The following is a 26,654-nucleotide window of genomic DNA, read 5'->3' as shown; positions in this document are numbered from 1 at the left end:
TCGAGTAGCTCAGCCATCTCGAAGCTATGACGCCACCCACAGATTCTCCTTTGGCCCGCTCGGAGAGACAGCTGCGTGACGATTCAGCTCTCGAACTCGAAGATGGTCGATCTCTTCAGTACCGTGAGCACGGGTCCCGCGATGATACAACAGTCTTGTTCTTCCATGGAACACCTGGATCGCGCGTCTGTATCCCAACTATCGACACCACTTCGAACACAGACGTTCACCTCATCACAGTTGACCGGCCCGGATATGGACAGTCAACAGAACATCGCGATCGAGCGCTCTCTGACTGGGCTGCGGATATATCGGAGCTAACTGATACGCTGGGGATCGATGAGTTCGCTGTCGTCGGGCTCTCTGGCGGTGGGCCACATGCTCTCGCCTGCGGTGCTTCACTGTCGTCTCGGGTCCAAAGTGTCGGGGTCATCAGTGGGATGGCGCCAGTGAGATGGGGAACGACGAGAGGGATGTCCACATTTAACCGATTTGGGTTCCTGGTAGCTCGGTATCTTCCAGCACTGCTACCGTTTGTGCTACGTCCGATGGCTCGAAGATCCCAATCGGATCCCACGTTAGTCATCGACGCCGCCCGTTCTCGGTACGCAGAACCTGACCAGAGCCTCTTGGACGATGCGACGATTCGCCGTTGCATGACGAGCGAACTCACGGCAGCGTATCAGCAAGGGGTCCGGGGCCACGTTGACGATCTAGTCGCACTTAGTCAGGACTGGGGGTTCGATGTCGGCGATATCGACGTTCCTGTCCGATTGTGGCACGGTGGGAAAGACCGAAACGCACCGTTCTCGATGGCGGAGCGACTTGCCCGACATATCCCACAGAGTGAGCTTCGAGCTTATCCCGACGAGGGACACCTGCTCGTCTATCGCCACTTCGAGACAATTCTTCGGAGTCTCGTTCAAACCTCTCGGTGACCATCCACTCGACCTGCCGCTTGTCGCCCGTTGGCTTCTAATGGGGCTTCGGACATAGATTGATACTGTGAGGAATCGACCCTTCGTGCTGACCAGGTGGGGTTGACAATCTTGCTTCGATAGGTTCCTCACAGAACCCGTTGATATTGGGGATACGATGCGACTCCTCCGCCTCGTGCTCGATTCGGCACTCCTCTCGCCGAGCACTGCAGCGTCACAGGGAGTAGTACTGAACGTTCAGTACCTCCCGGATGGGACCGTCATGGAACTCTCCGCGGTGGAGGGCGACCTCGAAGCGATTCTGAGTCAGTTGGAAGACGCTCAAGAGACGGAGGCATTTGACCATCTCGGTACAAGCGGTGCTCGCCATTACATCTTCCAATATGGGCGTCCCCATGCTGAAGTACGGGCACTAATCAATCTACTCGAAAAACACCGACTCATGATCGCCCTCCCGATTCGGTTCGACAGTACGACAGAGGCCACTGTCGACGTATTGGGGACGTTTGACGCGCTCAAATCCGCATATGACACGTTCTCGCCCGAGATGAAGCGCCGAACTAGTATCGAACACATCGGTGAGTACACCCCGGCTCGATTGGGTATCCGGTCGGTCCTGACAGAACGACAGCGTGAGGTGCTAGACGCAGCAGTGGCGACGGGGTACTATGCAACGCCCCGTACGGCGACCGCTGAGGACGTTGCGAACCGTGTTGGCTGTGCACCCAGTACTGCCTCAGAACACCTTCGGAAACTCGAAGCCAGAACGTTCGGTCAACTCACGACTGCAGATTCGTCCTAATCGAATCTGGTTGTAGAAGGACGACACGTTGACAACACGACTCCGTTTCATCTAGAGTGAGGTATGCTGCTGGTATGCTTCGTACAGAGCTGGTATACCGAGTGGGAACGCGAGGACGCCGAAGATTGCAAGCGAGTGTGTAGCGAATTTCGCGTTCCGATATATGAGGAGCGTCGCTCCGACGCCAAGCAATGCAACTGCGTACGCAAGGTTACTCCAGAGCGGGATGTACGTCGAACAGTACCCCCAGCAGACGAGCGTATACGAGGGGGCGTTCCACGTCGCTGGATGGAGTTTGGGCCAGAAAAACCGACAGTACGTCGTCAGTGTGAACATCAACGCGACGGGAACCGCAGTGAACCATAACCGCGGAGTTGGGAAGCGCTGTCGCCCAGTACGCCGATATGCATCGATGATGGCCAACGGGAGTGAAAAGACGATGAGCCAGAGCCCGACCGTGTACGATACTGGCCAGTGTTCGATTCGTGGCTGAGCAAATCCGATGCGCATGGAGTCGGGGAGGGTCGCCCATGGAAACGAAGGGTCCGGCACCGGGTTCGTGATGAAGGCGAGCCCCATCAGAACCGCTCCCATCACGAACGCATATCCGCCGGTACGGGCAGACTGTGCCAACACGAGTGGCAGTTCACGATGGGCCGTCTCGATCCCACCAATGGTGCGCGGATTCTGTGGTGAGTTGGGGACCATGATTGTCTGTTATGAATTCCTGTCGTTTTGCGGTGTGGCGTCTACACCTACGGTGTCTCTTCTTCGGCAGCCAGTCGTTCGTACTGCTCGGAGATTGCCGTCGCACACGACGAACAGCAGACAGCATGGCGGTCACCGCTGTCGACCTCGACGGTCTCCCCTCCTTCGGAAATCGTGTTCCCACAGATAGTGCAGACCAGGCCGAACGCATCTTCTCCACCGAGTTGCGGATGCCACTTGGATTCGGCGAGCGGTTCGACCGACCAGTCAGCAGTGTCGAACTCTTCCGAAAGGTCGCTGAGGAGGTACTCAAGGTCTGAAGAGCTCATCAGGACTGTCGCCACGACCTTCCCACCGACTCCCCGGAAGACGTGTTCGACAGCATCGTGGTCAGCAAGTTCGCTTCCGAGAGCGGATGCTGTGCGCGGTGCTGTCGAGACGGTAAGCAACGATCGGTTGGTCCCAGAGAGCGCCGAACGGTCGATATCGACGGTGAACCGTCGGATAACACCCAGTTCTTCCAGCCGTTCGACCCGGTTCGAGACGGTCGGTGCGGAGCGGTCGACCTCGTCGGCAATCTCACGGAACGACCGCCGTGCGTCTTCCATCAAGAACGCGAGGATTCGCCGGTCGATGTCATCGAACTGTGCCATGAGAATCTAATCAGCCGACGATGCGCTCTCGCGCATCTCAGCAGGGTTGCTCATTCCTTCTTTGACCCCGAACTCCACGAGCAGGACGTTGACCGGCCACGCGACGAGGAAGCCGATCGACAGCGAGAACGCGAGTGCCGACCAGAACAGAATCTCACCCATGTGCGCGTCGGCGGCCAACAGGAGGTCGGTCCCGATGGCGAAGATCTCCATGACGGTGATGGACGGCGTCTCACTCAACAGTGCGTCCCAGGTCGCCTCTTTGAACCCGACGCCATCCTGCATCAGCGGGCCGATGGTCAGCGCGTAGCCAAAGAGATACGCGAAGCCGAACGTGACGGCGGCGACCCACCCGACAGTAAGTGCGAGGATCCCCTGTGCGAGCGTGATACCGACGACCTCGCCCGCGCCACACCCCGAGTAACAGTGCGCGGTCGAGCGAAACCCCCGTCGCCACAACGAGTCATGTGCGATCTGCGTTCGACCGGTGTACCAGTAGACGGCGAGTCCGAACGGCCCGGAATACAGCACGACGAGTGTCCAGACGCCCTTCATCATCGACCCGAGCGGCTCGTTGTTCGACCGGAGGTCCCACCACAACACGCCGACACACGCGAGGACGACGAGCGCCCACGTACCGACGATGACCGGGTCCGAGAGAATGGGCACGAGGACCTCCCGGGCCGGCTTCAGCGTGTGCTCGATTTGTTTTACGAGACCGCCAATCCCTTCGGGCGACTGTGCCAGTGGGGCCGCTGTCACCTCGACATCTTCAACCATTGCTCGTCACAGTGTTCGAACGCCTTTTTTAACGCATTTACCCCTTAGCTTCCAAAGCCAACGTTCGATACTGCGATACCTCCGATCCTGCCCGTGGGACGGTTTGGTGCCCACCCACGATTGATGGTTCTCCGATGAGCGCCGACCACGCGGACACTGTTTTTCGAAGGGCGAGTCCAGACGTCGCTCACTTTCGATTCCTAAACCAGTTGCGGGAGGATGATTCGTCCGACGGACGGCTCACGACCGCTGAGTGGGAGGTCTGCTCATACCGTATCAACGTAGTGCTGGCACACGGTGGTTCATTCTGTTAGCGAAAAACCGCTTGAAGCAGTCACTCGTTTATCGAAAGGCAATGGTACTGCAAGACCTCAGTCACCTCGACGAGAACACCCAGAACTGCATCGACGACTGTTTCGAGGCCGTCCAGGCCTGTGAGTGGTGCGCTGACGAGTGTGCGGGCGAAGGCGAGGAGATGGCCGAGTGCGTCCGGCTCTGTCGGGACGTCGCTGACATCGCCGCACTTTGTGCCCGGACCTGTCTCCGGCAGTCCGACTACAATCATGGCATCGCCGAGGCTTGTGCAGGCGCGTGTGAGGCCTGTGCTGAAGAGTGCGAGCAGCACGACGCCGACCACTGCCAGACCTGCGCGGAAGTCCTTCGAGAATGCGCCGAGAGCTGTCGGACGATGATGGCCTGATCGAGCGCAATCAGACACATAGACTCACTCGATGAATCAGGTTCGAAAACGCGTGATGCCTTGTGACTCCACTTGAGGAAGCAGCCGACACTCGATGTACGGCATCTCTCAAATCCAGGTTTCAGGGCTCACACTTGCTCTTCTTGATGTCGTCCCCCGGAACGAGTATCTGGCTGTTCATCGGTGACGGGGGTTTCCCAGAGGAGGATGACGGTCGACCCGATCAGGAGAACGATTCCACCGACACCCAGCGCGAACAGTGGCGAGACAGTATCTGAGATGAGGCCACTCCCGAGTTGGAATGGGATGACCGCGAGACCGCTGACCATCGCCATCGCACTCAGAACGGTTGCTCTGCCGAGCGAGTCGATTCGGTCGTTGATGTACTGTCCAGCGAGTGATCGAGTGACATCAGAGAGTCCTCGAATCAACAAGAACGTCGGTAACGCCAGAATCGGGACGAAATACATCGCGACGAGCGTCGTACCGACAGCGAAGGGTAAGACCACGAACCACGTCTGCAGGCCGACCACCCGCTTGATCGCTCCGGTGTAGTAACTGAGGAGCGCACCGACGAGACTGTAGGCAGCGTAGAACCACCCGAGCAGCGACTCAACCAGCGACTGACTGACGCCGAAATCGAGGACGACCGTCTGAAACACCGGCTGGAAGAAGATGAACACGAGGTACGAAACGGCCGCATAGAGGACGTAGTAGTACAGGAGAAACGCCCGGAGCGTAGGGTGCCCGAGGACGTCACTGACGATACCGACCGTCTGACGAAGACTCAGTTCATCGGATTCCTCCTGTTCGAACGACTCTGGTTCGTCGAGCGTCAGTAGAACGATGATACCCATCCCAGTAACACCAGCGGCGACGAACCACGGATACGAGAGGTCGATACTCCCTAGATACCCACCTAGAACTGCTGCACCGACCCCGACCGCCATCGACACGGCTTCGCCACGACCACGGATATGGGCGAAGTTGTCGGTCGAATCCTCATCAGAGAGCGTATCGTACAGCCATGCGTCCTCACTTCCCGAGCGGAAGTTATAGCCCATCGACCACAACACGTACAGCCCTGCTAGCGGGAGAAACGAATCGGCAAATCCGATACCGACGAGCGTGACAGTGATCAGCGTCGTTCCGACGAGCAAGCTTTGTCGACGACCGATTCGGTCTCCGATGTACCCAGTCGGTATCTCACCGAGTAAGGTCGTGAGATTGTAGATGACTTCGAGAATTGCGATTTCCGTAAACGAGAGTCCCTGCGCGAGAAAGAAGAGATACATAATCGGCCGATAGAACTCGACCCCCTTCGTGGCCTTGTACAGGTAGTACTTGAGAATTCTACCTGCAGGCAGGCCAGATGCCTTTTCGTTCGTGAGCGCTCTCATTGAGTGACCCTCCCAACACAGGAGGAGAGCATATCAGCTGTTATTACTGAATTGATGAAACGGTCATACACACTGCTCGCAGAGTGTTGGAAATACCTCCTCATCGGCACACTTGTCTCGGTCGTGACAGTATTTCACCACCGACTTGCTCGTATGGCAATAACGAAAGCCGCTCCAAAACTACCGACCAGCATCGCCCCACCTCCAATGACGAGATACGATCGGTTGTCTGGTGAGCAGTCCGAGTGCTCGATGCGGCCAATGTAGTATCGCTCATCTTGGTACGTCACTACGGTATTGATGATGCCATCGTACGACCCAGTCTCTTCAACGCGGACAGAGTCGTTGACCGGAAGTTCGTCACGAAGGGCGGTTTGCTGGTCCGCTGAGAGGTTCTCAAAGTCCTGCTGATGCGTGTCTTCGACTGTTTCGTTCGGCTGGAGATGGGTGATGTGGAGGCTACTTCCAGGCGTGCACGTGTTGGTTGCCTGCTCGTACAGTCCGAACCCTGCGGTGAGAGCGCCAACCACGACGAGGACACCTGCAAGTGCGACAACCGTATTCAAGACGGAAGGCATACGTCAGCGAGCGTACATCGGGGTAAATACCTTGTGACGCGTTCATACGGTGCTTCTCGATATTAGCTGAATATAGGCGCAAAGCCTCCCACCTCAACGAGCGAGTACGGGGAGCGAGTAGGTAGTATGCATTTGAAAAACTGCGCTTGGTTCTGACGCTAAACCCCCTGGGCGAGCTAAAGTTCACTTCCTGCTCTGGAAGTGCAAGTCGGGAAAGTGGTTGTCGCGGCGAGAGTACCCCAGAGGTGGAAATAGAGCCCAGATACGGCACACCTACAGCGGAAACGTGGGGTGTTGACCGCCCCACAACCGGTGGGCAATACTCCGTTAGCCAGTCCCCCAACAGCTCGGGGCGAGTACGGAGCTGTCCTCCTGACCAGTACTCTTATACGGACAACTACCCTCCACTGTACTAACAGAGACCGACTATGAGCGACAAAGCAGCCACCCTCTGGGAACGTGCCCTCAGCGACGAAGACGCAGTCGCTGCTCAGGCTCGTCTCGAAGAACGCAATTCGGACCTCGACTGGGACCGGGCGGCGCTTCGAGAGGACGACACCTCTACAGAATCTCCCCTTCTTGCCGACGACTGACGGCGGATGTTTCTTGTCCTAGATAGCAACGTCTGGATATACATAGCAACAGCATCCGAGTACCCTGTCGAGATCTATTCTGAGGCGCTCGGTGAACGGCTTATATTCAATGAGGGGATTCTCACTGGTGATTACCAGACTGAGGTCACCCCATATGTTGTCGAAGAAATCACGCAGGGACTCCACCGGTCAAAACGAGTAGACAATCGTGATGTCGATGGCGTGCTTGAAGAACTCTATGCGGTGATGGCTCACTGCAAATCGATTCGAGCAGAGTTTTCGCCTAGCGATGTCCGTGAACTGTCGCTCCACGAGACTCGGACGGAGCCTTCGACAGTACTACTCGGAAAGCTGCTTGGGATCCAGCCGAAGGACGTCCCGATCTTCCTGCAGGCATACAACAACCGATTCGAAAAACCACACATTCTCACCGATGATTCCGATTTCGCACAGGTGAGTCCTGCAGAGTATGGGCTGTCAACGATTTCCATCGAAGACGTAAACCTCTCTTGGGGTTCACCATAGGCGCGATTGTTATACCAAATCTGAGCCGCTACACAACCACCTGAAGGACCTCTTCAGCGAATTCCAGCACACACGTTGCTCTGTATTGGCGTATCCCTCTTTCACCGAGTTGAGGCCCTCAGAGATACCGGGCACTGATACTGACGTTAGCAGAGCTCTGCCAGCCGAACACTCGTTCGAGTGCAGAAATCGATGCCGCCTGCATCTCATAGTCGTGGTCTTCGCTTGCGGGATGGTGCGATTTGAACTCGCAGTACAACTCGTCGTATGATTCCAACATCTCAAAATCAAACAGGTGGTGGTCACCGATGTCATCAAGCACTGCCTCGGGAGTGCCGTCCAAGAGTTCTTGCTTCACTGCATCGTCACGGAACGGGTTCTCGACAAACGCGCCAGCAACCCACGGTTCATCGCCTGAGCCGAGCTGATCCGATTTCATAACCCGCTCGGTGACGTTCAATGGGATTGACTCAGAGAAGCCTGCTCGCAGCGAAGGGAGCGCACGGTCAGTGCCTGGAGTCAGTTCGTCGAACCCGAACTGAGCGGCGATTTGTGTGTAGCGCCGAGACTGCACCGGATGCCCGTCTGTTACAAAGCCAATTTCAAGTTCAGAGACGCCTTCATCACGGTCGTCGGCTTCTGTCCGCACGAATACGAGTTCGCTGTCAGATAACTCTGCGACGTACAATCCGAATTCTGTTTTATAGATGCTGAAGTCTGCACCCTGCCAACGGTCGGGCAGAGATGTGAGAGTCCGAGCATAATTTTCGAGACCTCGTCCGACCCACGCTCCTCCCAACTGGTGAATCGTAAACCAGTCGTCGATACTCTGATCAATGTGTTTGGCGAACCGCGTCAGGATAGTTCGTATCTCCTCGTTCGTTGCTCGCCGTTTCCCGACTGAGCGGAAGACAACCGGTAGTAGCGAAAACGAACTCAAGGTCTTCTTGGAGTCAGATTTCCCCCCGAATGAGGGAAAAGAAACCTTTGAGTTCGATGTGGAAGCTCCTTCAGAACGGGCCAGATATCTGCTTAGAGCGTACAAGGAGTCCGGTTCGATAGCGGACGAGCTATCGTTTGTAGTAGAGCGAATCTAAGGATAGAGGTAGTTCGCTGCTAGATTTCTAGTCTACCAGTTACTCTTGTTGTCGTAGTCGTAGATGTACTCAATGACACCCATGACGAACATCTCAGTTCGTTCAACACAATTCTCAACAACGTTGTTGATGCCCGAAAGCGGGTTGCTGGGATTCAGAAGAGCGTTGTAGTATACCTGTGAGGCGTAGGTATTCGAGTAAATTGCGATACTCGTCGCATGGCCTGCAGGGACATTACAATCGAAGTATGATACTCACAGTTCATGATTCCAATCACCACCCCCTCTGGAGAGGTTCGACTGGCCGATCTCGTCGACACCACGACCAAAGCGACCATCGCCGGCATCGAGCGCATCTTCTACATCACTGTCGACGACATCCACCTCGGCGTCCACGAGGACGACATCACCTCCTTCGCCAACGCCGAGGACGTCGTCGACTCGACGCGGCGTGCCTCGGCCCAGACCCTGATGACCAGCGGGGACCCCAATCCTCCTGTGAAGGTTCCCTGTCGTACACGGGCTGTATTGTACACCAATTCTGTGAGCTGGATAGCATACCATCTACGGGTATTCAGTGGGCTCTCAGCTGCACACAGAGAAATTATTGACCCGAAACGACCTGTTTACAGAAATCCACCCTCCGAGCTCAGGTGACCCTGACTTCGGAGTGTAAACGCTAACGACCGGACTTCTGCCCCTGATGCTCGACCAGCTGGCGTCGAATCGGTCAATCAGTGCCGCCCGAAATGTGATTCCTCCGGCTAGTACCAAGAGAACACTCCCTGAGTACCGATCTGCCGCAAGAAGGAGAGAGCAGTCGCTATTCCACTCGGGATGTTCGGCGCGTTACTCTCCTTCAGTCCGGTTCGGCGTGCAGATGGAGCGCAACCCAGTCAGCCAACTCACCCGCCGTCAACACGGGCGTGTACGTCGTCAGCTCGCGAGTCACCGAGGCCTTCAATAGGACGTCGGTGAGCCGCCAGACGTTGTACATGAGAATGCCGAACACGAAGTAGAACGTCCGGAGGGCGTGACTCGTCGAGGAGGTCGTCGCGAGGAACTCCTGTTTGATGGCGCGATACTCGTTCTCGATACACCAGCGGTTCGCGTAGCGTTCGACCCACGCCGCGGCGTGCTCCGGGCCGATCGACCGATTGGTAATGAATGCGTGTGTGCTGCCGTCTCGCTCTGGGACGTACAGCACACGGCACTCGTGGCACCCCAGTGTCGTCTCCAGTTGGCCGCAGTTCACTCGCGTATCGACGCCCGCGTCGGCCATCTCTTCGGTGACCTCGAACTCCGGCGACCGCGAAATCTTTGGCAGGAGGTAGTAGACACCGAGGTTGTCGAGCGTCTGGTAGACCTTGTGAGACTCGAATCCTCGGTCCGCCAGCACGAGGTCGACATTGACGAACTGCTGTGCTCGGTCCCGCTCACCTCCGGTGGGAAGTCACTATCAGCGTGGAACTGCCACGTCGTGATGTCGATGGCGACGGTGACCGGCGACTGCAGAATCTGGATGTGGTTGACCCGCTCCAAGAGGTTCACCACCGACTGAGTGAATCCGTCGAGGATGCGCTCTTTGTCGAACTTCGCGACCGTTCGGAGGTGGGTATCGCCGTGCGGGGTGACATCGTCGCCGCGGAACTGCGCCATCCGTCGCGATCCTTGCGGCGTGCCGCAGTTTTTGAGCGACATGAACGCCTGCAGTTCGGCGAATCGGCTATCCGGGTAGACGGCGTTGTCAGCTCGTCCAGAGTCGAACGCACCGAAGACGGTGTCCCGAGCGAGTCGAACGGTCTGACGAATCTGGTCGGTGGAGAACTCGCCGGTCTCTCGCTCCCGCAGGTCTGACTTGCTGTGGTCGTCGTCGACGCGCCGTGGTGGTCGACAGTCGAGTGCGTGGTCGTTCTCGTGTGCGTGCTCCACGAGCCGCTGACTGAGCGAGAGGATAGTTCGCTTGGTGGTGTCGGTGAGTACTTCGTCCCAGACGGTCGTGAGCGTCTGGCGCGTTGGCGCGGTGTTGTACTTCCCAAATCTCGTCGCGTCGAAGCCGAGGCGCTCTGCTCGGTTGTCTAACGAGAGATACTCGTAGAACCCCTTCCCCGACAGTCCAAGCAGGTCACGACAGAGATGTGCCCGAACCATTGGAAGCGGACAGTACGTGCGAGCGGCAAACCGGTGGCGGTCGTCGTAACCAACCAGCTCAGCCAGCGGCAGTCGACGGACCAGTTCGATGTGGTCCGAAGCTGTTTCGAGCAGTCGACAGTGGTCGGCGAGTGATGCATCGCGAAGCCAAGTAGTTCTCACCAGTCACCAACACCCCTAGAAGTTGAACTGGCGTCTTCGACCACACCCATCCTGGTGAATCAGAACGGTACAGCGTCCGAAATGGCATAAATCGGCCGAACCAGGATTTGAATCCCTACATTGGTAGAATGATGGCCGAAACTCGGCAGACCGGCAGTGGTTTCTACACCTTAGGATGTAGGACGGTCGATTAATGCAGGCTACTCTTGATGGAGATATGATTCCTTTGACTTTTGCTCAAGAGACATACGAAATATTGTACGTAGGTGGGATATCCAGCGAGGGTGGCAACCGCTTACTACAGGGAGAGATTGGAGACTAGCAACCAATTGCCAATTGCGGGTACTGCTCGTGAGACGCGACCCCCGCGCTCGTCGGATAACTCCACCACGAGTACGGCGAGGCGCTCTCGACGGCCACCACGGCCTCCAGCGTCGAGTCCGACCTAGATGGACATCATGGTGGAGGTCGGCGTCAACGAGCCCCGTACGATGCACTACGGTGATGAGAAATCGAGGAACGACTTCGGTGACGAGGTGGTCAGGTTCGTCAACGGCTGCACGGACCCCGGCGGCGACTTCGTCGTTGACCTGCTCCCCGAATTCGACCTCGAAGCTACTCCCGAGCGCTCTAAAACGGAGTGCGACCACTGCGAGGGCGATAGCTGTCCCCGCTGCGACGGTAGGGGTCGCAAACGCGCCCATGTCCGGAGGCTCATCGGTGACGATGCCGACATCGCCGCTGCCATCCTCATCCTCGTCCAAGAGAATCATTCGGCTCAAGCAACGGGTCGATGGGTTCGCAACCCTGACGGTCCCTTATCGACGGCGACCGTCTTCGTCCGAATCAACGAGATACCCGTCGGCTTCGCGGACGTCCAGGTGCCGGTGTCGAGGGGGTCTGGACCGAGAAGGAACGCCGCACCGTTGAGGCCGTCCGCAGCACACCGGGCCAGGTGGCTGCCCGGGTGGTTGACGACGACACCGGCATCTCGAAGCGCCCCCACTCTCGATGTCTTCGACCGTCTCGTCGACCATGACGATGTCATCAGCGTTCCCGAGCAGGGGCCGAACGACGCGACGCTCTACGACGGCAGCGACGTTCCACACTCAGGGGTCGTTGGCATCGGTCGTCGCATTACCAGTATGTGGACACTCGTGATTCGCCAACTATTGCCATCGAAGGGGTTGAAAGGGTAATAGTATCAGTTCGGCAATATACACAATCACTTGCAGAGGGTGATAATGTGGGAACAGATCGGGTCAAATTGAGCAATAGACCCTCAGGGCCAGCTTGCCTGAACAACCAATTAACAAGTTCCTTACTATTCAAACGGATGTTATGCGTCAACATCTGTCTGCAATCCCTATCCTCAACTAGAAATGCAAAATTTATAATATACAACGCGTTTTAAACTGGCCAACTATGCCTCTATTCCGGAGTCTTCGTGGTTTTGAGATACACGGAGTTCCCCACCCGGTAGGATGCGGGCCTGAACAACATTCCCGTCCACCAAACCGAATGGGCCCATCTCAAACTCAACCTCTTCAGAATTGCTCCCGTGCAGGATTTCCATCACCCATTTTCCACGAGCCAAACCACCGAAAGAACTCATTTCGGCGGCAATTTCAGGGATTTTGGCTTTGCTGGGCTTCGACCTAAGATCTGGATGGTTTCCACCAGCGGTCTTCAAACTAAATTCTTGGACGTGTTTGCCACTGTCTTTCCGCCTGATTCGGACAGTAGTTTCACCGTCTTCGGTGCTGTTGTTGAGAACTCTAAAGAGTCTTCTGCTAGACTTACCGCGCTCATCAGATGGCTCTGATGCCGACGCTAGTCCTCTTGCGGAAAGGAACACTGTACTTGCGCCACCAACTGCTACCGTACTCAGGATCTTCCGTCGTGTTCGTTTGTCCTTCATATCAAATCACTCCGCGCAGCCGTCAAACTCGAAGTGGACATGTTTCGAGGTTTCTGGCTTCAGGAAGTACTCACCGCATTCATTTTGCGAATTCAACTCGTCGTCATAACTAACGCCCATCGGGGTAATGTACTGCTTCGAATTGTGCGAAACGTTGTCGCACGTATCATGATCCCCGTGACCATCTCCATCAGAGTCACTCACGTTGATTGTGCAGTGGCCCACCTCCTGAAGAACAATCCCAAGGCTGAATGCACCACAACCTTCATTATAGGTTTGACCTTCCGTCAGGTTCTCTATGGCGTATCCATTAGCGACAGCGTGTGTTCCACCTCCTCTACCTCCTCCACAGATGCCTGAGTTTCTGGTGATAAGAAGGTTACAATCAGGCTCTAGGTTATTTAGTTCACAGCTGGTGTAGTCCTTCCACCATTCATACAGATTCTCGTAGCTGATGGTGAACGTCTGGTCACAAGGATACCTTGCGTCAAATGGATCGTCTGGATTTGGAACTTCAGTGGGGGCTGATATAGTCTCTGGTTTTGCAATCGCATTGTAATCATAGCTTACGTTGCGGTCACTATTTTGAATGAAACTTACGGCTTTGTCGCGAACCGTGTAACCTGAGTCATTGTACAGCTCCTGCGATATCCATACGCCTACTCTTAGATGTGACATGGTGTATGGTTGATTCCTGCCCCAACCAATTAGCATAAATGAATTCTATGCATTAAATGTTTCCCCGAAACAATTATTCGATTAGACTTCAGAATGAGAGAGACAATACCTGCAACCGACGGCGCAGTCTACTGGAGTCGAACTACTGATTATCGGATTTTTTGCCAATCCCAGCTATCCTAATGATCGGACCGTCGCTATTGGCTACGAGAGAGTGACGACGTTTCAGTCAATTACGACTTGTTATCAGCAGTCAATCCAGCGTCGTAATGCACATGCATTATTTCGAATTGACCGTCCTCGACAGTGGCTTCCAGAGCTTCATTTCCACCAGTTACTCGATTCCAACCAGTTACAGTAGTAGATGCTTTCTCTGAGCTGGTAGGGCGTTCAAGAGTGACGTCCACTCGATACCCCACATTTGGTGACAAGTCGAAGATGAGTTTAGAATGGCTTTTAGATTTAGCCAAACAAGAAATAACTTCTTTTTCGGTCTCATCTGAAATCTCAATGATTGATATCGAAACGGGAATGCTTTCGAGGTCGACATTTTTAATCGCGACATGCCAAGGTAACCTGTCATCATCACTCGTGTCTTTCGGCTGATAAGCATAGTCACCACACGACACAATCTCTGTTGAGTTGTTGCTCGTTTCTTCCTGTGAGCGATTCTGCTCAGCGTTTCCTGACAGGCTGACGCACCCTGACATACTTGTCGCAGCTGTAATTCCAATCCAACACAACAGTCCCCTACGTTTCATACTCAGGCCTAACATCCGTATAGTAATATTCTATGGGAAGTGTCAAATGGGTCTTTCAAGTAATCAACACCACTACTCAAAGACTTATGCATTGCTTGTCTGGTGGTGTTAAGTTAAGTAGAAATCGGTGGATAGCGGCAGGATTGAGCGCCAAGGGCGAAGCACCGTATTCACCCATTGTCTATTGCTATTGAAACACATCCACGGAATCCAGCCAGAGCCGGCGATTCAGCTGATCAGTCGTACCTTCGGTCTGCGATTAGTTGGAATCGAAAACCGACGGGCTGCGATACGATTAGCGCTTAAGTTAACACAACCCCCCGAGCAGACCGGCAGCCGGTGTCGGTCAAACTCGAGAGACTGCAGATAGATTGACCGATCGGAACGTGATAGATACTCCACATAGTGTTTGCTGTGAGTAGGGTAGCATGCCGTCTACGGGGATATGGAAGCCGCTTATCCCCACAAACTGAATCGAATAGTCCGCAACCATCCATTTGCAGAAATCTACCCTCCGAAGTCAGGGCTGACTTCGTATGACTGAAGATGGCGATGTAGCGAATAATTGCTTGGATTGCTACTGTGAAGACGGCGTCAGAAGTCACTGAATGGACAGCAACACGAACGCTGACACAGGAAAGACTATCTCCGCGCACTCTCACGTCGAGAAAACTGACACGTCGACACAGCTCTTTAGCCTGTGTCGCCTCACCCCGACGTGCGTTCAGACCGATTCGGAGAACGTTCTTATTCGATACACCGTGCTATGCGCCTATGTCTGACTGTCGGGGTACGTACCGCGGAATCAATATCTGGGCGGGCGGGCTGAACGGTCCGAGCGTTGGAGAGACGGGCATTGCAGTTTACTTTGTCCATCACCGAGCCGCCCACCTTGGCAGCAATCCGCTAAATCTGTTACAAAGCAAATCTGATTGGACCGTCGAACACGTCCGGGCTGCGTTGGAGTATGCTGCGGACCACCCCGAAGAGATGCTAGAAATCCAGCGTCAACGACGTGAGAATCACGCGATGCATGAGGCTCGGCCCGTCCAGTGTTCGTGTGGCGATATCGTCCCGTATCCGGTATGGCGAACACGGTGGACTACCCACCAGCACGTCGGCGACGAACACGGGTACGAAGGTCGTGTCGTGTCGGGGATGTCCTTCACCTGCTCGTGCGCCACAACGTTCGCCTCTCCAGAGACGTTCTTTGCCCATCAAGTTGCGTCTCGCTGCCCGTCGACGCATCGACTAACCACCATCAACCAACCCGTTGGCCGTCCTCTCTCGGTCGATATCACTGGGCCGGGCGGCGACTACTTCCAGTCGTTTCTCAACTGACGGTCTGGTCGGCGACCACGGCTGGTCAACCAACTCGACACAATTCGACCAGCCGACCATCCGCGAGTCGCTCGGTCGCTTCGCTCTTCGATAGCACGGTGGCCGGGCGCTCGGGCTGCCCATGGACCGAGAACGCGTACGCACTGTCCCGGTCGTCCGATGGCGGTCGCAGTAAGACGCGCGCCGGTTCGTACAGCAGGTCCTGTTCGACGTCCCAGTACCACGCCATCGTGTCGACCACCCGCGACTCCCGCGGGAGGAATACGCCGCCTGCCCCCGTGACGACCTCGACCGTCTCTGCAGTCGTCGGCTCGACGTCACTATCGAGCAGTGCAGCCCACTCTCCACCGGTCAGGGGGACTGGTTGGCCAGCGTGATGGGGGCCGAGCGTGCTGTACGCGAGTCCGGTCGTCGCATACACGGCCCCCTCGAACGGGTGGTCGGTATCGAGCAACGGTGGTCCGACTCCGTGGTCGCGCAGGCGCTCCACAGGATACACGTCGAGAGTGACGGTGTGGCGTTCGTAGCGACTCATGTTACTCGGCGACCTTGCGAGCGAGTCGTCGGAGTTGGGCTCGTGTGTGCGCTGCTCGGGTCACCAACGCGGAGAACGACCGTCCCGGGGACGTGAGCGGTGGAGCGGGGAACCATTCGGTAGCTGCATCGAGGATACTCAGTAGATTAAACGCTCCGCCAATTCGAGTCTGCCTCCACTACTCGAAACGGTGAATTCGGGTGTTTGGCTCCCCCGAGAGACTAAATACGTAACTCAGTATGCCAAGCACAGCACATGAACCGCCCGACACTCAGCTCCGTGCGCACTCCTCTGCTGGTCGTCGCGATACTCGCCTTCGTTCTCAGTCTGCCCCTCGCGGGACAGGTCTACCACACCAGTCAGACAACCAACGACCTCCGCCTCGCCGGAACCGCCCAGCCGAACCTCTCGGCAGCCCCCGCCAACACGGCCATCACGCCGCTTGCCTCCCTGTCTGCGGACACGCACGACCGGTTGCTGGATGCGATGGGTGAGCCCCAGTCGTGGGAGAGTCCCGCTCCGTCGTCGACGTACACGGAACTGGACTTCGTCGAACACGACGGTGCGTACTATCAGGTCATCTACCGAAGCACCGATAGTTCGTTCGTCGAGTTCTTTGTCGGGCCGCTGCTCGGCTTCTCTGGATTCATCTCGCTCGGTCTACTGGCCCTGCTTGCGGCGTATCGGAAGCTCGCGCAGGAGTGAGGCGACCGACCGCTACGCCTCCACCGCACGGTCCTGCCGTTCGGGAACCGTGACCGTTACCTCGACGGTCGACGCCGCACCGTCGATGGTCAGCTCGTCCGTCGCCACGTACTGCCCCGGGGGATACCCATCGACATACGGGCGATAGGTGAGAATCGCGTACTCTCGACAGTGCTCCTCGTCGGGGTCAAGTCGGACGTCCAGTCCGGCCTCCGATTCGTGGAACGCGTTCGCCATCGCCCATGTCGCGTCAGTTGGCTCATCAGGGATGACCTGCTGCTTGGCGTTCAGCACCGTGGGGAAGACGATGATGCGCCGTGGCTGGGAGGCATCGTGTGCGGAGTACTGCGAGAGCGGGAGCATCTGACCGCCGCTGAGCGTCATCGACGCGTCGCTCGTATTGCGCACGCAGAGCGTGACCAGCGGTGGGTGAGCCGCGGTCGCAGGCGTCTGGTCCCTCACCACGAGTTCGACCGTGGAGGGCTCGGGGGCGAGTGTCGCGGCGACGTCGAACATGATGGTCGGGGTATGGGTTGACGGGCGATACCAGTTGGGGCAGGCCGGTCTGGTCACGGGGATGATGGACTTACGTGCTGGCCGCGTAGCGCGAGACAGGAGATGAGCGATGGATTCCCCGCGGTTCGTGCGGTCGTCGACACGTCGGCGCTTCCACCAGCCGTTGCGTTCACGGTCGACGTCGACCAGCAGTTCACACAGACGAGTCCCGCCCGCCTCCACATTCGCTGTACGAACCGGGCTGAGTCCACGCGGCAGTTCCACTTCGGCGGGTCGCCACCGTTCAGCAAGCCACTAGGTCTTCATACCGCGAGCGACGCGTGGCTGTACGCGATACCGGACGACCGCCACAATATCATGGAATCGGGGAAGGCCCCGCCGCTCGTGCCAGCCGAGCCTACCGACGGCTGCTGGCGAGCGTCACATGACCCGGGGTGGCACCTCCCCGAACACATCCGAGAACTCGCGCCCGGTGAGACGGTGAGCGAACACTACACGGTGCTTGCGGCTCCCGACAACGACCCATGCCTCCCCGATGGCGAGTACGTGTTCACGGGTGACCGACTCCTATCGGGTGCTCCAGACTGGACGTTCTCGCTGCTCGTCGAGGCTGCTGAGGGCGAGTGAGGTGACGGGTTGAATAACGCGAGCGTGGGGCTTTCAGTCCGTATTGGCTGTCGCGGTGGCCGCTTCGTTATGGAACGTTCCGTTGTAGGTCTCGTCGTCTTGCAACTCGTCGCGATGCGTGATATGGACGGTCTTCGGATAGTCAGATTCGAAGGTGATGATTGCTTCGTAGATAACGGGGTCAATCTCGGTCGTACAGCCACCAGAGCCTTCCTCGAACGTGTCAAGGATGGTCAATTGAAGAGAGCGTGACTCGGCATCGTACTCCACGGTGTCCAGTATTGTCGTTCGACACGACCGTGACCCGCTGTGCATCCACCCTTCGACCACGATTCGATTCGACGCCGGTTGAAAGCGTACCTTCGCCGCATGGTTGGCCGTATCGACCGACGAGAACGTCGGCCCGGAGTACCCGTCGGCAGAGTCCAAGACCCGGAATTGGTGGGCAGCGATGGCAGGTGCTAGCTCAGAGTCGGTCATGTGTGTATCGCCGCTCGTGCGGCCCGGGGTCGTCCCATTTGACGGCGGACTCGACTCGCCAATGAGACACCCCGTGACTGGTACGAGGAGTCCTACAGTGACCCCGAGAAACTGGCGGCGATTCATATTCCGTTATTGAAGGCGTCCCACCAATATCGTTCTCATTGGTCAACTCGCTCGTTGATACACTCGTGGATGAGTTCGATAATTGCCTGAATCGGGGGCGAGTGGTCAGGAGACGGTAATCGTGACCGTAACAGTTGCCGGGGCATCGTCGACCTCGATACCGTCATCTGTGACGGTGTATCGGCCCGGTGGGTACCCACCATCCGTGGGTTCCTCGACGAGTATCGCATACTCGCGACTGAACGACTCACCGGGACGGAGTCTAGTCTGGAGTCTCGTCTCGTAGTAGAACAGCCGATGGTCTGCGACCCACACCTCATCCGTCGGGGTTGGGGGAATCACGGGGAGTTGGCTGTTCAGCCCGGTCGGGAAGACGATGAGCTGACGGGACTGTTCAGGGTCCTCCGCGACGAACTGGCTCAGTGGTGAAGTGTACCCTCCATAGAAGTAGATGGTGTCCTCGCCCACGTTCCGAACCCAGAGGTCGAACAGCGGTGGGTGCTCTGCGGACGCCGCTTGGAACTCCTCAGCGGTGAGTTCCACGCCCGACGCGTCGGTGGTGAGGATGGCGTCGACGGTGAACATACAGTGGTACTCCGTGGCAGGAGGGAGATATGTTTCGGCAGTGTGCGAACGGTTCGACCGGAAACAGCCGCGGGCTTGCAGCACCGACCGAGTAGCGGGTCAGCCACCCGGTTCCACGCTACCATCGTTGGCCACCGCAGGGGATGTTCCACACGCATCGAGGGAACACAGAGTGTGCCTCTAACCGTCCAGTACCGGTCAGACTGCTCGATGCAACAACCGTCGGCCAAGCCACTCGCCGCCCCCAACGAGCAGGGCGACGGCAAGGATGAATGGCCAGAACGTCACGTAGACTGTCATCGGGGTCCATGCGAACGATGGGGACGCCCCGTTGAGTGATGCGTATGCGTTGGACGTGAGGACGCCGCCTATCGCCAGTAGACTGAGCGTCACCACGCCGGGAAGTAGTAGCCCCGCTCGCACGTACAACCCGGTGAAACACGCTCCGACGACGAACCCCCCGAGGAGCGCCCACAGCATATAGGGGTCCCAGAGTGCAGTCGGGGCACCAGCTACGATACGAACGCCAACCGCGAGGAGGGCATGGAGGACACCCCCGATGACGGTGAGCTGGAATCCCTTGGAGGCGGACTGTGGGCGATGAATTCGGGGAAGGAACTGCGAGGACATGACGTGAGATACTATATTCACCTCAATAACAGTTCGGGAGACTGCCATGGCACGCTTCCTATGGGTAAGTCGCTCTGAATCGACAAGGGTGAACCCGTTGCACTGTTTGCCGGTTTTGTTAGACACAGAGCGTGCGTGTATCAGTTCATGGAGCTCAGAACCCACAACGTATGGGTACTATGCCACTCTCGTTCCGTTCTCCCGCGGTGCGACAGCGGTTTTTAGGAACGCATCCTCCCGGTAGACACCAGTTTCGTTTACAAAGTAGGCAGCGGAGATTACCCCGTCACTGACGTAGGTGTTACCGTCACTACATCCTCGCTGGGAAAACCCACCACCGAGCTGAATCAGCCAGCCATCGTCTGTCTGGGTCACTGATTCCACCGTGACTCGAATGGTGAGGTTCGAACGGTCTCGCGCGTATTGGTCGATAACCTTCACCCGCTCGAATTGTTTCACGAACTCAACGACCCGTTCCTCCGAGAGAGTCGGGGGAACATCTGGATATTGGCTTGGCGTACGTTGATTGGATGGACAGGCACCACCATCAGGGCCCGTGACTACCGGTTTTGAAGTTGCCTCGTCTGTCTGGTCGGAAGCACCCTGTGGGGAGGGCTGGTCGCTGGCTGCTTCAGGGGTAGTTCCTCCCGCCTTATACTCTCGGGTGCGGGAGCAGCCTGCGAGAGCGGTGAGAGCGGTCCCTGAAAGGGCGAGGAGGGCACGACGGTGCATACCGAGTATCAGTCAACGAATAATAAATGTCTTCTGTGGGAAATGAAACACTCGCGGCACGTGTCTAACAGCTGCGTCACACCGAATCGGCGTGAAAGAAAGTCGGCGTGCTATCGCGAGGAGTGGACCGACCGCAGTGCTCGACGGGTCGCCTCGGTCGTCCCATTGAGGTAGGTCTCGGCAGTCGCGAGCTTCTCCCAGCCTATGAACGCCTGGAGGGGCAGGCCAGTCAACCCGCGAGCGGCGTGGAAGGTGCTCGCGGTCGCGCGGAGACCGTGTGGATAGACACGCGTGCTGTCGAGCCCCTCGGCGGCCTCGGCCGCGCGGTTGACGCGCCGATTGATGCTCACCCGCGAGTGGGGATACTCAGCGTGGGTCTGAAAGAACCGCTCGACGGCCATCTCGACGCGCGTCTCGAAATCGAATGGGATGGCGCGTGCACCAGCGGCTGTCTTCGGTGCCCAGCGCGTCGACAGTGCCTGCTCGACGGTGACGTTCTGGTTGTGGTCGGCGATGGACTCGGCGCGTTTCGTGCAGTAGCCACACGGCTGGCCATCACCCCGGCCCTTCGTACACGGGTCGAACGGTGGAATGTGGATCGTTCGTTCGCGCCAGTCGATCCACTGCTCGCTCATGTGGGCGACCTCACCGGCCCGCATGCCCAGCCGGCCGGTCGCGAAGATGATGAACCGCGCCTGATTCGCGTACGGCGCGTCGAGTCGGCGGGCTCCCTCCAGGAGTAACTGGAACTGCCGATCTGAGAGTGCGTCCTCCTTGGAGTTCGCGACCGACCCGTCATCGACGAGCTGGTCACGCCAGAAACCGTGTTGGGAGCCGGTGGTACGCGGGGACTCGCGGTGGCGGTCGGGGCGCCAATTACGGGCGGGGCTAGTGCGTCGACTGGACGGGGGTGGACGCTGCATCACCTGAGTGCCACCTTTCTTTCACCGTAACTCGACTGATTCAACTGTTAGACTTGTGCCGCGTGTGTATCAGGAGGTCACATCTTTCCCGGAGTAAAGACTATCCGATGAGTTGTAGTCATGAGATACAATGAATCAACGGCACAAGGACGGACTCATCATGACCGGAATCGGTGTCGCATTTACCGGTACACTTGTTGCTATCGAGTTGTCAAACCCCGACGGGCGGATTACTCTCTGGGAAGAAGCAGGACGGTATGATTTGCCGATAGCATTCTCATGGGTCGTCGGAGTGGGGGCGCTTATTTTTGCCTTCTTGATACTGACGAACATCTACTACCCGAACTCCGATTACGAGGAATGATAGGTAGTACGTGGCTGGTAACGGCAAACAGCCTCTTGATACAGTCTGAGCCGTCGCCCCGAATCGGACTGTGGCCAGCAGTCGTTCTGTTCTACCTAAGCGCGTGGGCTATGCGCAAACGCCCGAAACTATTCATTCTGGATACGCAGAAATACGACGACCTGAGTTCCCAGAAGAAGCACTGGAGACGACGTGGCATCTGGTTCTTCCTGTTCGGAACGCTGCTGGGTGTGTTACAACTCAATTATCTGCTTCAAACCACTATCCTGTAAACCGTCAAACGGTGGGTGTCGGCTGATACACGCACGCTCTCTGTCTAACAAAACCGGCAAGCTATGCACGCCGGTACTGGCCAGTGCGAAAGCCCGGCGGCCGTGGCCGCCCGGACCGTGGAGGTGGGTGGGGCGGTGGCTCGCGAAAAAAGCCCGCGACCGGCCTACGTCCACCAGCGCCCGCGCTCGGGGAAAACAACTCGACTCCACCCCGTCGCGACGAGCGAACACCGACCACGGTGCCAGCTCTTTTTGACGTTACAGAATCGCACCACCTCGCCCTCCGCCACGACGGGCTGATTCGAGCGCTCCCACACCGTGAACTTCGTCACCGCACTCTCATCGGCGATCAGCCCGACCTGCTGGATGTTCGGCGTCGAGGGCTCCCATAGTTCGACGATTTCGCCTTCCACCGTCACCTCGCCCACTGGGACCTCGGGCACCTCCGCGATGGGCACAACGACCCCCGAGATGCGCTTCTCATCCTCGACCGTCTTCAGCACCGCACTCTCCACATCCTCGCCGCTCACGACTCGCTCTGCGATCCGCCGTGCCACGACCGCTCGACTCTCACCGCCGCGCACCCGCTGGTGCACCCGACTCGCCTGCCGGTTCACCTTGCCGAGCTCCGCGCTCGTCAGGGCTTCCTGGGGATGCACACGGTCCTCTTTCACTCGGCCGCACGTCTCCTCGGCCACCGCCCGTGTCCGCTCCGCCCGTCCTTCCTGGCTGCCGAACGTCGCCTGCGCACTGATGTGCGCTAACTCTTCTTCTCGTGCGCGAATGCACTCTTCCTGTTCGAGGGTCACGCCGTAGATCCGCTCCTCGCCCGTGTCGACCATCCCGTCCGGGTGGTTCGCGTCCACCTTCGCCTGGATCTCCTGTTCGACGGAGGGCCGCAGCTCTGGCGTTTCATCGACAGCCTCAACGCCATCACCGACCTGCTCGTCCGCCTGTTCGACGCGCTGTTCATCGACCGAAACCTCATTACCGAATACGTTCCTAGTTGCCATTGCAGAGTCCGAAGGCGCTCACTGAGCGTCCGACACTGCGGTGCTCCAACACCGCAGCTTTCCACACAACGACCCGACCAGTCACGACTGCGCGCTCGCTCGCGCCTTCGCGAGCGCCCCCGGGCGCGAGCGAGCGCGCTCCGAGGTGACCCGCACCACAGAGCCCCGCGCGGCGTCTCACCGAGCGCAGCGAGGTGAGGCACGGGGCGCGAACGGAGTGAGCGACCCGGCGATCCGCCCGGAGCGAGCGGCCAGCGGAGTATGCGTCGCGGGGTGAACACAGTGAACCTCCGGCGGATACCCGCTGGCGTCGAGGGCACACGCCCGGACCGGGCGCTCGCAGTGCGGAGAGCGCCCGCACGCCCGGACTGGTCGGTCGCGAGCGAATCGCGGGCCCGAGCATAGCGAGGGACCGCAGCGGAGGGCGGCACGCGCCGAGCGGGGTGGGCCAGAACGACACACCAGCACCACCGACTACCGACGACTGGCCGATTCCTCCTTCCCCTCGTCGATATTCACGTGCGATCGGACCGCGTCGATGAGCTCACGAGCGGTCCGCTGAATCCGCCCGAGTCGCTCGTCGATGGTCTCGACGGCCTCACCACTCCACGCGGTGACGTACAACGCCGACGTGCTGGCGTCGAGGCCGAAGTGCTGGGCGACGACGTATGCGACCGCCTCGGCTTCGACTTCCGTCGTCGAGGGCTCGTCGTCCGAGCGCTCAGCGTGCAGTTCGGCATGCGCGAACTCGTGGATGGCCGTCCGAGCCAGGTCGGCGGTGTTCTCGCGTTTTAGAACCTCGATGACTGGTGGGTCAGCGCGCGGGGCACAGACACCCCTGGCCGACCCGTGGGACCACTCGGCCTCGGGAACGAGCGAGTAGTCGTACCCTCTCTCCTGCGCGACAGCTTCTAACGCGGGATAGAGCGCCGACGCGTCCCCAGACGCGGCCATGTCGACCTCGGGAAGGGGCTCGCCCTCCGTTTGAGAGACGTCGAACACAGGGACGGGTTTGAACGCGACCACACCGCGCTCCCACTCGTCAGTCGGAATCTCGGTTCCCTCGCACACCGAGCGTTCGCAGTACGAGGGGCTGTTCCCACACGCGGGACACTGTTTGGCCATGATCGGAGCCCAGATCCAGATGGCCTGCTCGCCCTTTTGGACCGTACGACCGAACTCCTCACGCCACGTGTTGAATCCGGCCACGCGGGTCGCATCGGGCTGCTGGAGCGCGATGAGCAGCTGGTTCTGTGTAGAGTACTCGTGAAACCGGCTCACCACGTCCAGCCACTGCTGGAACTGTTCGTTCGTCTCTGCGTCCGCAACGCCCTCGCGCAACTGGTCGAGCCAGTCGTCGATAGCGCCACTCATCTGGTCGGCGCGGTCCTCAGTGTCGGTGAACGAAACACGGGCGGTGCTGTCGGCTGTCGAGTGTTGTCGAGTCGTCATTGGAATCACGGGCACACCTACTCGATTGTTCTGTCGTGCGCCCTGCACCCTATCAGGGGCCGACCAACACCACGCGCGAATGCAGCTGACGAGTCACCGAGACGTTACCCCACACGGACCAATCGTTTCAACGCGTGGGGTAACAGAAACACAGCCACAACGAGTGTCGCTGCCAACAGGCCTCTGGGGGTCCTCAGGAGCGCACGACTGCACGCGACGGATAGTCGACGGCCAGCGAACGCCGCGACCCGTGCCACTGGACAGTAGCTCCCTGGCAGATTCCATGCAGTCGAGCAGCCGACCGGCACGCTGACGCCCTAGTGAGCGATAGCGGATGCCGACGCACCCCGATGCTGGTGGCGAAACTCGTCACCCGCGTTGGACACCGACCGGTTGCCATCGAAGGGATCACCTCACAGATCCGTTCGCTTACTCTTCGAGGTCGTCAGGAAGTGCAGCACCGATGCTGTCGACTGGCGAGTAGTAGTTTCGCTCGGTAATCCACGTCTGCAACCACGCGTCGGCCGTCTCAACCGAGAGTTCACCGTGGGCGATTCCGCGGATGAGCAGCCCGATCGACCCGGTCACTGGAACCTCGAACTCGCCAGCGAGTCTCCGGGCGGCGGCATCGTCAGTGGCGAGGGTTCCGCCAGCCGCCTGTGCGGCGACGAAGGCTTCAGCCTCGCCACGGTCGAGTTTCGCTCGAACCGATGGATGGTCCTGCTCGAGTCGTTTTTCAGCGGTCTCGTCGACGGTGATAGCCCCCGACGCGAGGGCGTCGAGTGCGTGACTCAGATAGCGGTAGTCACGCGCCACTCCGCGTTCCAGTTCTCCCTGAACCGCAGGAACGGTCCACAGCTCGTCGAGTGTAGTCGTGAGCCACGATACCGAGTCAGTGCTCGCATAATTGCTGAGAACGGTCGCGTCGAGGACGACCGGCCGTGCGACCCGTTCGCTCATTCGATATCGAGCGCTGCGTCGACTTCGTCGTCGAGGTCCTCCCGCGACTGCGGGCCAAGCCGGATTTCCACTCCGGCTTCCTGTAACAACTCCTCCATCTCCCAGCGGGTGACGCCAACGCGTTCGGCGGCCTTCCCGAGTGAGATCTCGCCGAGGACGTAGAGGCCGACCGTCGTCGCGAACGCTTCGGTGTCGTCGACGGGACTGCGACGGTCAGTAGCCATGAGCGCTAGTCGACGGAGGAGCCGTATCAATCTGTCTCCGTTGCCGTTCGGCGGGGGGTTGAGGGCGACGACCTTCCTCCTGGCTCCTCACCGAACCCAGCGTGGACCGCTGCGAGTCGGACTCACACCAGCGGGAGCCAGCCCCGAAGCCGCCGTCCCCACAGCCGAAGGTGCCGACGAACGGCGTGTGCGAGGTCCTGCTGGAGGACGCCAACCTCCTCGTAGAACGTCCGCCGAGCGGCGGGCATCTCCCGCAGGCAGGTCCCACAGTCCGCACAAACGAATTCAAGTTCGCCGCGCAGGTCGGACTCAATCGACTCGATTGTTCCGTGCTCGTCGAACGTGCGTGTCTCGTAGACGAGCTGTCTCGCCACGAACTGCCGGGCGTTACACTCGGGACACCGAGTATATCCAAGGGGCTGTTGCTCGTCTCCCCCCAGTGTGTCCTCGTAACCGTCCGCACTCGATTCGCTCGACGCTTGCGCGTTCAGCGGCTCGTCTGTCGCCTCTCCCGACCCACTCGTGGGCCTGCCTCGCTCTCGAACGGGTTCGAGTGGCTCTGCCGTCGCTGCTGGTCGCTGGTGTGGTTACTAGGCCATGGAGTACCGAAGGCACGCAGGGTGCGCCCGTCGGCCGCTCGTGGGCGCGAAATACGCAGGGGTTACTACTGAGTCCTTGCCCGACGAAGTCCGCCGGTGCGTCGGCCCATGAACGAGTCCGTCG

33 protein-coding genes are annotated in these 26,654 nt (G+C 58.4%); 11 read left to right on the top strand and 22 right to left on the bottom strand.

Annotated features, from left to right (window positions below; translation table 11 throughout):
- Positions 1 to 26: 26 nt before the first annotated feature.
- Positions 27 to 938, top strand: coding sequence for an alpha/beta fold hydrolase (locus GQS65_RS22075; RefSeq protein WP_158203473.1), 912 nt, complete (start codon positions 27 to 29; stop codon positions 936 to 938).
- A 157-nt stretch (positions 939 to 1,095) separates the two neighbouring features.
- Positions 1,096 to 1,740 (top strand): helix-turn-helix domain-containing protein, encoded by a 645-nt coding sequence (locus tag GQS65_RS04430; protein WP_158203472.1) that lies wholly within the window; start codon positions 1,096 to 1,098, stop codon positions 1,738 to 1,740.
- Between the two features lie 51 nt (positions 1,741 to 1,791).
- Here GQS65_RS04430 and GQS65_RS04425 read toward each other — a convergent pair whose 3' ends face one another.
- The 3 genes from GQS65_RS04425 to GQS65_RS04415 all read right to left on the bottom strand — a co-directional run bounded on the left by GQS65_RS04425 (position 1,792) and on the right by GQS65_RS04415 (position 3,881).
- Complete coding sequence (locus GQS65_RS04425; protein WP_158203471.1) at positions 1,792 to 2,319, bottom strand: hypothetical protein; 528 nt, start codon at positions 2,317 to 2,319, stop codon at positions 1,792 to 1,794.
- Between the two features lie 176 nt (positions 2,320 to 2,495).
- Positions 2,496 to 3,101, bottom strand: a complete 606-nt coding sequence (locus tag GQS65_RS04420) for an Lrp/AsnC family transcriptional regulator (RefSeq protein WP_158203470.1) — start codon at positions 3,099 to 3,101, stop codon at positions 2,496 to 2,498.
- 6 nt (positions 3,102 to 3,107) lie between these two features.
- Positions 3,108 to 3,881: a DUF4396 domain-containing protein gene (locus GQS65_RS04415; protein WP_158203469.1), complete on the bottom strand. Its 774-nt coding sequence runs from the start codon at positions 3,879 to 3,881 to the stop codon at positions 3,108 to 3,110.
- Between the two features lie 355 nt (positions 3,882 to 4,236).
- Between GQS65_RS04415 and GQS65_RS04410 the strand changes: the two genes are divergently transcribed.
- The gene (locus tag GQS65_RS04410) at positions 4,237 to 4,581 is read left to right on the top strand and encodes a four-helix bundle copper-binding protein (RefSeq protein WP_158203468.1); all 345 of its coding nucleotides are present in this window, start codon (positions 4,237 to 4,239) and stop codon (positions 4,579 to 4,581) included.
- Positions 4,582 to 4,709: 128 nt separating this feature from the next.
- On the opposite strand, the gene GQS65_RS04405 is transcribed toward GQS65_RS04410, so the two are convergent.
- Together GQS65_RS04405 and GQS65_RS04400 are read right to left on the bottom strand one after the other, a co-directional pair.
- Positions 4,710 to 5,981, bottom strand: a complete 1,272-nt coding sequence (locus GQS65_RS04405) for an MFS transporter (RefSeq protein ID WP_199268399.1) — start codon at positions 5,979 to 5,981, stop codon at positions 4,710 to 4,712.
- A gap of 134 nt (positions 5,982 to 6,115) precedes the next feature.
- Positions 6,116 to 6,559, bottom strand: coding sequence for a hypothetical protein (locus tag GQS65_RS04400; RefSeq protein WP_158203467.1), 444 nt, complete (start codon positions 6,557 to 6,559; stop codon positions 6,116 to 6,118).
- Between the two features lie 428 nt (positions 6,560 to 6,987).
- On the opposite strand from GQS65_RS04400, the gene GQS65_RS04395 reads away from it, so the two are divergent.
- Together GQS65_RS04395 and GQS65_RS04390 are read left to right on the top strand one after the other, a co-directional pair.
- Entirely contained in the window at positions 6,988 to 7,152 is a 165-nt protein-coding gene (locus GQS65_RS04395; RefSeq protein ID WP_158203466.1) for a hypothetical protein, read from the top strand.
- Between the two features lie 6 nt (positions 7,153 to 7,158).
- The gene (locus GQS65_RS04390; RefSeq protein ID WP_158203465.1) at positions 7,159 to 7,677 is read left to right on the top strand and encodes a hypothetical protein; all 519 of its coding nucleotides are present in this window, start codon (positions 7,159 to 7,161) and stop codon (positions 7,675 to 7,677) included.
- A gap of 118 nt (positions 7,678 to 7,795) precedes the next feature.
- On the opposite strand, the gene GQS65_RS04385 is transcribed toward GQS65_RS04390, so the two are convergent.
- A complete protein-coding gene (locus GQS65_RS04385) occupies positions 7,796 to 8,365 on the bottom strand; it encodes a hypothetical protein (RefSeq protein ID WP_158203464.1) in 570 nt (189 codons plus the stop codon).
- 672 nt (positions 8,366 to 9,037) lie between these two features.
- On the opposite strand from GQS65_RS04385, the gene GQS65_RS04380 reads away from it, so the two are divergent.
- The gene (locus GQS65_RS04380) at positions 9,038 to 9,430 is read left to right on the top strand and encodes a hypothetical protein (protein ID WP_158203463.1); all 393 of its coding nucleotides are present in this window, start codon (positions 9,038 to 9,040) and stop codon (positions 9,428 to 9,430) included.
- 202 nt (positions 9,431 to 9,632) lie between these two features.
- Here the strand turns inward: GQS65_RS04380 and GQS65_RS04375 are convergent, their stop codons facing one another.
- Positions 9,633 to 10,172, bottom strand: coding sequence for a transposase (locus GQS65_RS04375; protein WP_158203462.1), 540 nt, complete (start codon positions 10,170 to 10,172; stop codon positions 9,633 to 9,635).
- A gap of 65 nt (positions 10,173 to 10,237) precedes the next feature.
- On the opposite strand from GQS65_RS04375, the gene GQS65_RS04370 reads away from it, so the two are divergent.
- Both GQS65_RS04370 and GQS65_RS04365 read left to right on the top strand, forming a co-directional pair.
- Positions 10,238 to 10,630: a hypothetical protein gene (locus tag GQS65_RS04370; protein WP_158203461.1), complete on the top strand. Its 393-nt coding sequence runs from the start codon at positions 10,238 to 10,240 to the stop codon at positions 10,628 to 10,630.
- 905 nt (positions 10,631 to 11,535) lie between these two features.
- The gene (locus tag GQS65_RS04365; RefSeq protein ID WP_158203460.1) at positions 11,536 to 12,285 is read left to right on the top strand and encodes a hypothetical protein; all 750 of its coding nucleotides are present in this window, start codon (positions 11,536 to 11,538) and stop codon (positions 12,283 to 12,285) included.
- Positions 12,286 to 12,509: 224 nt separating this feature from the next.
- On the opposite strand, the gene GQS65_RS04360 is transcribed toward GQS65_RS04365, so the two are convergent.
- From GQS65_RS04360 to GQS65_RS04345, 4 genes are all read right to left on the bottom strand, one after another.
- Positions 12,510 to 13,007: a hypothetical protein gene (locus GQS65_RS04360; protein WP_158203459.1), complete on the bottom strand. Its 498-nt coding sequence runs from the start codon at positions 13,005 to 13,007 to the stop codon at positions 12,510 to 12,512.
- Positions 13,008 to 13,013: 6 nt separating this feature from the next.
- Positions 13,014 to 13,685: a hypothetical protein gene (locus tag GQS65_RS04355; protein ID WP_158203458.1), complete on the bottom strand. Its 672-nt coding sequence runs from the start codon at positions 13,683 to 13,685 to the stop codon at positions 13,014 to 13,016.
- 233 nt (positions 13,686 to 13,918) lie between these two features.
- A complete protein-coding gene (locus tag GQS65_RS04350; RefSeq protein WP_158203457.1) occupies positions 13,919 to 14,395 on the bottom strand; it encodes a hypothetical protein in 477 nt (158 codons plus the stop codon).
- 1,417 nt (positions 14,396 to 15,812) lie between these two features.
- A complete protein-coding gene (locus GQS65_RS04345) occupies positions 15,813 to 16,322 on the bottom strand; it encodes a hypothetical protein (RefSeq protein ID WP_158203456.1) in 510 nt (169 codons plus the stop codon).
- Positions 16,323 to 16,601: 279 nt separating this feature from the next.
- Here GQS65_RS04345 and GQS65_RS04340 point away from each other — a divergent pair, with 279 nt between their 5' ends.
- Positions 16,602 to 17,027 (top strand): hypothetical protein, encoded by a 426-nt coding sequence (locus tag GQS65_RS04340; protein ID WP_158203455.1) that lies wholly within the window; start codon positions 16,602 to 16,604, stop codon positions 17,025 to 17,027.
- A gap of 12 nt (positions 17,028 to 17,039) precedes the next feature.
- On the opposite strand, the gene GQS65_RS04335 is transcribed toward GQS65_RS04340, so the two are convergent.
- Positions 17,040 to 17,543 (bottom strand): hypothetical protein, encoded by a 504-nt coding sequence (locus GQS65_RS04335; protein ID WP_158203454.1) that lies wholly within the window; start codon positions 17,541 to 17,543, stop codon positions 17,040 to 17,042.
- Between the two features lie 102 nt (positions 17,544 to 17,645).
- Between GQS65_RS04335 and GQS65_RS04330 the strand changes: the two genes are divergently transcribed.
- Positions 17,646 to 18,170 (top strand): hypothetical protein, encoded by a 525-nt coding sequence (locus GQS65_RS04330; RefSeq protein WP_158203453.1) that lies wholly within the window; start codon positions 17,646 to 17,648, stop codon positions 18,168 to 18,170.
- Between the two features lie 33 nt (positions 18,171 to 18,203).
- On the opposite strand, the gene GQS65_RS04325 is transcribed toward GQS65_RS04330, so the two are convergent.
- From GQS65_RS04325 to GQS65_RS04305, 5 genes are all read right to left on the bottom strand, one after another.
- Positions 18,204 to 18,650: a hypothetical protein gene (locus GQS65_RS04325; RefSeq protein WP_158203452.1), complete on the bottom strand. Its 447-nt coding sequence runs from the start codon at positions 18,648 to 18,650 to the stop codon at positions 18,204 to 18,206.
- 231 nt (positions 18,651 to 18,881) lie between these two features.
- Positions 18,882 to 19,361 (bottom strand): hypothetical protein, encoded by a 480-nt coding sequence (locus GQS65_RS04320; protein WP_158203451.1) that lies wholly within the window; start codon positions 19,359 to 19,361, stop codon positions 18,882 to 18,884.
- Positions 19,362 to 19,559: 198 nt separating this feature from the next.
- Positions 19,560 to 19,991, bottom strand: coding sequence for a hypothetical protein (locus GQS65_RS04315; protein WP_158203450.1), 432 nt, complete (start codon positions 19,989 to 19,991; stop codon positions 19,560 to 19,562).
- Positions 19,992 to 20,168: 177 nt separating this feature from the next.
- Complete coding sequence (locus tag GQS65_RS04310) at positions 20,169 to 20,723, bottom strand: hypothetical protein (protein ID WP_158203449.1); 555 nt, start codon at positions 20,721 to 20,723, stop codon at positions 20,169 to 20,171.
- Positions 20,724 to 20,833: 110 nt separating this feature from the next.
- Complete coding sequence (locus tag GQS65_RS04305; RefSeq protein ID WP_158203448.1) at positions 20,834 to 21,382, bottom strand: tyrosine-type recombinase/integrase; 549 nt, start codon at positions 21,380 to 21,382, stop codon at positions 20,834 to 20,836.
- Positions 21,383 to 21,806: 424 nt separating this feature from the next.
- Between GQS65_RS04305 and GQS65_RS04300 the strand changes: the two genes are divergently transcribed.
- On the top strand, positions 21,807 to 22,010 hold the full coding sequence (locus tag GQS65_RS04300) for a hypothetical protein (protein WP_158203447.1): 204 nt from the start codon (positions 21,807 to 21,809) through the stop codon (positions 22,008 to 22,010).
- A gap of 436 nt (positions 22,011 to 22,446) precedes the next feature.
- On the opposite strand, the gene GQS65_RS04295 is transcribed toward GQS65_RS04300, so the two are convergent.
- From GQS65_RS04295 to GQS65_RS04275, 5 genes are all read right to left on the bottom strand, one after another.
- The gene (locus tag GQS65_RS04295) at positions 22,447 to 23,295 is read right to left on the bottom strand and encodes a DNA-binding protein (protein WP_158203446.1); all 849 of its coding nucleotides are present in this window, start codon (positions 23,293 to 23,295) and stop codon (positions 22,447 to 22,449) included.
- 474 nt (positions 23,296 to 23,769) lie between these two features.
- Positions 23,770 to 24,747 (bottom strand): ArdC-like ssDNA-binding domain-containing protein, encoded by a 978-nt coding sequence (locus tag GQS65_RS04290; RefSeq protein ID WP_158203445.1) that lies wholly within the window; start codon positions 24,745 to 24,747, stop codon positions 23,770 to 23,772.
- A gap of 429 nt (positions 24,748 to 25,176) precedes the next feature.
- Entirely contained in the window at positions 25,177 to 25,707 is a 531-nt protein-coding gene (locus GQS65_RS04285; RefSeq protein WP_158203444.1) for a hypothetical protein, read from the bottom strand.
- Positions 25,704 to 25,931 carry a UPF0175 family protein gene (locus GQS65_RS04280; protein ID WP_158203443.1) on the bottom strand — a complete coding sequence of 76 codons (228 nt, stop codon included), beginning with the start codon at positions 25,929 to 25,931 and terminating at the stop codon, positions 25,704 to 25,706. Before GQS65_RS04280 ends, GQS65_RS04285 begins: the two co-directional genes overlap by 4 nt.
- 122 nt (positions 25,932 to 26,053) lie before the next feature.
- Complete coding sequence (locus GQS65_RS04275) at positions 26,054 to 26,305, bottom strand: hypothetical protein (RefSeq protein WP_158203442.1); 252 nt, start codon at positions 26,303 to 26,305, stop codon at positions 26,054 to 26,056.
- Positions 26,306 to 26,654 lie beyond the last annotated feature (349 nt).

The sequence above is a fragment of the Halomarina oriensis genome (assembly GCF_009791395.1).
Taxonomy (GTDB): Archaea; Halobacteriota; Halobacteria; order Halobacteriales; family Haloarculaceae; genus Halomarina; species Halomarina oriensis.
The sequence above is the reverse complement of the archived record's forward strand: the minus strand, read 5'-3'. Positions and strand labels throughout refer to the sequence as shown.

Coding starts and splice junctions, on each gene's coding strand:
- GQS65_RS22075 (WP_158203473.1), top strand. CDS start 27: ATGACGCCACCCACAGATTCTCCTTTGGCCCGCTCGGAGAGACAGCTG.
- GQS65_RS04430 (WP_158203472.1), top strand. CDS start 1,096: ATGCGACTCCTCCGCCTCGTGCTCGATTCGGCACTCCTCTCGCCGAGC.
- GQS65_RS04425 (WP_158203471.1), bottom strand. CDS start 2,319: ATGGGGCTCGCCTTCATCACGAACCCGGTGCCGGACCCTTCGTTTCCA.
- GQS65_RS04420 (WP_158203470.1), bottom strand. CDS start 3,101: ATGGCACAGTTCGATGACATCGACCGGCGAATCCTCGCGTTCTTGATG.
- GQS65_RS04415 (WP_158203469.1), bottom strand. CDS start 3,881: ATGGTTGAAGATGTCGAGGTGACAGCGGCCCCACTGGCACAGTCGCCC.
- GQS65_RS04410 (WP_158203468.1), top strand. CDS start 4,237: ATGGTACTGCAAGACCTCAGTCACCTCGACGAGAACACCCAGAACTGC.
- GQS65_RS04405 (WP_199268399.1), bottom strand. CDS start 5,981: ATGAGAGCGCTCACGAACGAAAAGGCATCTGGCCTGCCTGCAGGTAGA.
- GQS65_RS04400 (WP_158203467.1), bottom strand. CDS start 6,559: ATGCCTTCCGTCTTGAATACGGTTGTCGCACTTGCAGGTGTCCTCGTC.
- GQS65_RS04395 (WP_158203466.1), top strand. CDS start 6,988: ATGAGCGACAAAGCAGCCACCCTCTGGGAACGTGCCCTCAGCGACGAA.
- GQS65_RS04390 (WP_158203465.1), top strand. CDS start 7,159: ATGTTTCTTGTCCTAGATAGCAACGTCTGGATATACATAGCAACAGCA.
- GQS65_RS04380 (WP_158203463.1), top strand. CDS start 9,038: ATGATTCCAATCACCACCCCCTCTGGAGAGGTTCGACTGGCCGATCTC.
- GQS65_RS04365 (WP_158203460.1), top strand. CDS start 11,536: ATGGACATCATGGTGGAGGTCGGCGTCAACGAGCCCCGTACGATGCAC.
- GQS65_RS04360 (WP_158203459.1), bottom strand. CDS start 13,007: ATGAAGGACAAACGAACACGACGGAAGATCCTGAGTACGGTAGCAGTT.
- GQS65_RS04355 (WP_158203458.1), bottom strand. CDS start 13,685: ATGTCACATCTAAGAGTAGGCGTATGGATATCGCAGGAGCTGTACAAT.
- GQS65_RS04350 (WP_158203457.1), bottom strand. CDS start 14,395: ATGTCAGGGTGCGTCAGCCTGTCAGGAAACGCTGAGCAGAATCGCTCA.
- GQS65_RS04345 (WP_158203456.1), bottom strand. CDS start 16,322: ATGAGTCGCTACGAACGCCACACCGTCACTCTCGACGTGTATCCTGTG.
- GQS65_RS04335 (WP_158203454.1), bottom strand. CDS start 17,543: ATGTTCGACGTCGCCGCGACACTCGCCCCCGAGCCCTCCACGGTCGAA.
- GQS65_RS04330 (WP_158203453.1), top strand. CDS start 17,646: ATGAGCGATGGATTCCCCGCGGTTCGTGCGGTCGTCGACACGTCGGCG.
- GQS65_RS04325 (WP_158203452.1), bottom strand. CDS start 18,650: ATGACCGACTCTGAGCTAGCACCTGCCATCGCTGCCCACCAATTCCGG.
- GQS65_RS04320 (WP_158203451.1), bottom strand. CDS start 19,361: ATGTTCACCGTCGACGCCATCCTCACCACCGACGCGTCGGGCGTGGAA.
- GQS65_RS04315 (WP_158203450.1), bottom strand. CDS start 19,991: ATGTCCTCGCAGTTCCTTCCCCGAATTCATCGCCCACAGTCCGCCTCC.
- GQS65_RS04310 (WP_158203449.1), bottom strand. CDS start 20,723: ATGCACCGTCGTGCCCTCCTCGCCCTTTCAGGGACCGCTCTCACCGCT.
- GQS65_RS04305 (WP_158203448.1), bottom strand. CDS start 21,382: ATGCGGGCCGGTGAGGTCGCCCACATGAGCGAGCAGTGGATCGACTGG.
- GQS65_RS04300 (WP_158203447.1), top strand. CDS start 21,807: ATGACCGGAATCGGTGTCGCATTTACCGGTACACTTGTTGCTATCGAG.
- GQS65_RS04295 (WP_158203446.1), bottom strand. CDS start 23,295: ATGGCAACTAGGAACGTATTCGGTAATGAGGTTTCGGTCGATGAACAG.
- GQS65_RS04290 (WP_158203445.1), bottom strand. CDS start 24,747: ATGACGACTCGACAACACTCGACAGCCGACAGCACCGCCCGTGTTTCG.
- GQS65_RS04285 (WP_158203444.1), bottom strand. CDS start 25,707: ATGAGCGAACGGGTCGCACGGCCGGTCGTCCTCGACGCGACCGTTCTC.
- GQS65_RS04280 (WP_158203443.1), bottom strand. CDS start 25,931: ATGGCTACTGACCGTCGCAGTCCCGTCGACGACACCGAAGCGTTCGCG.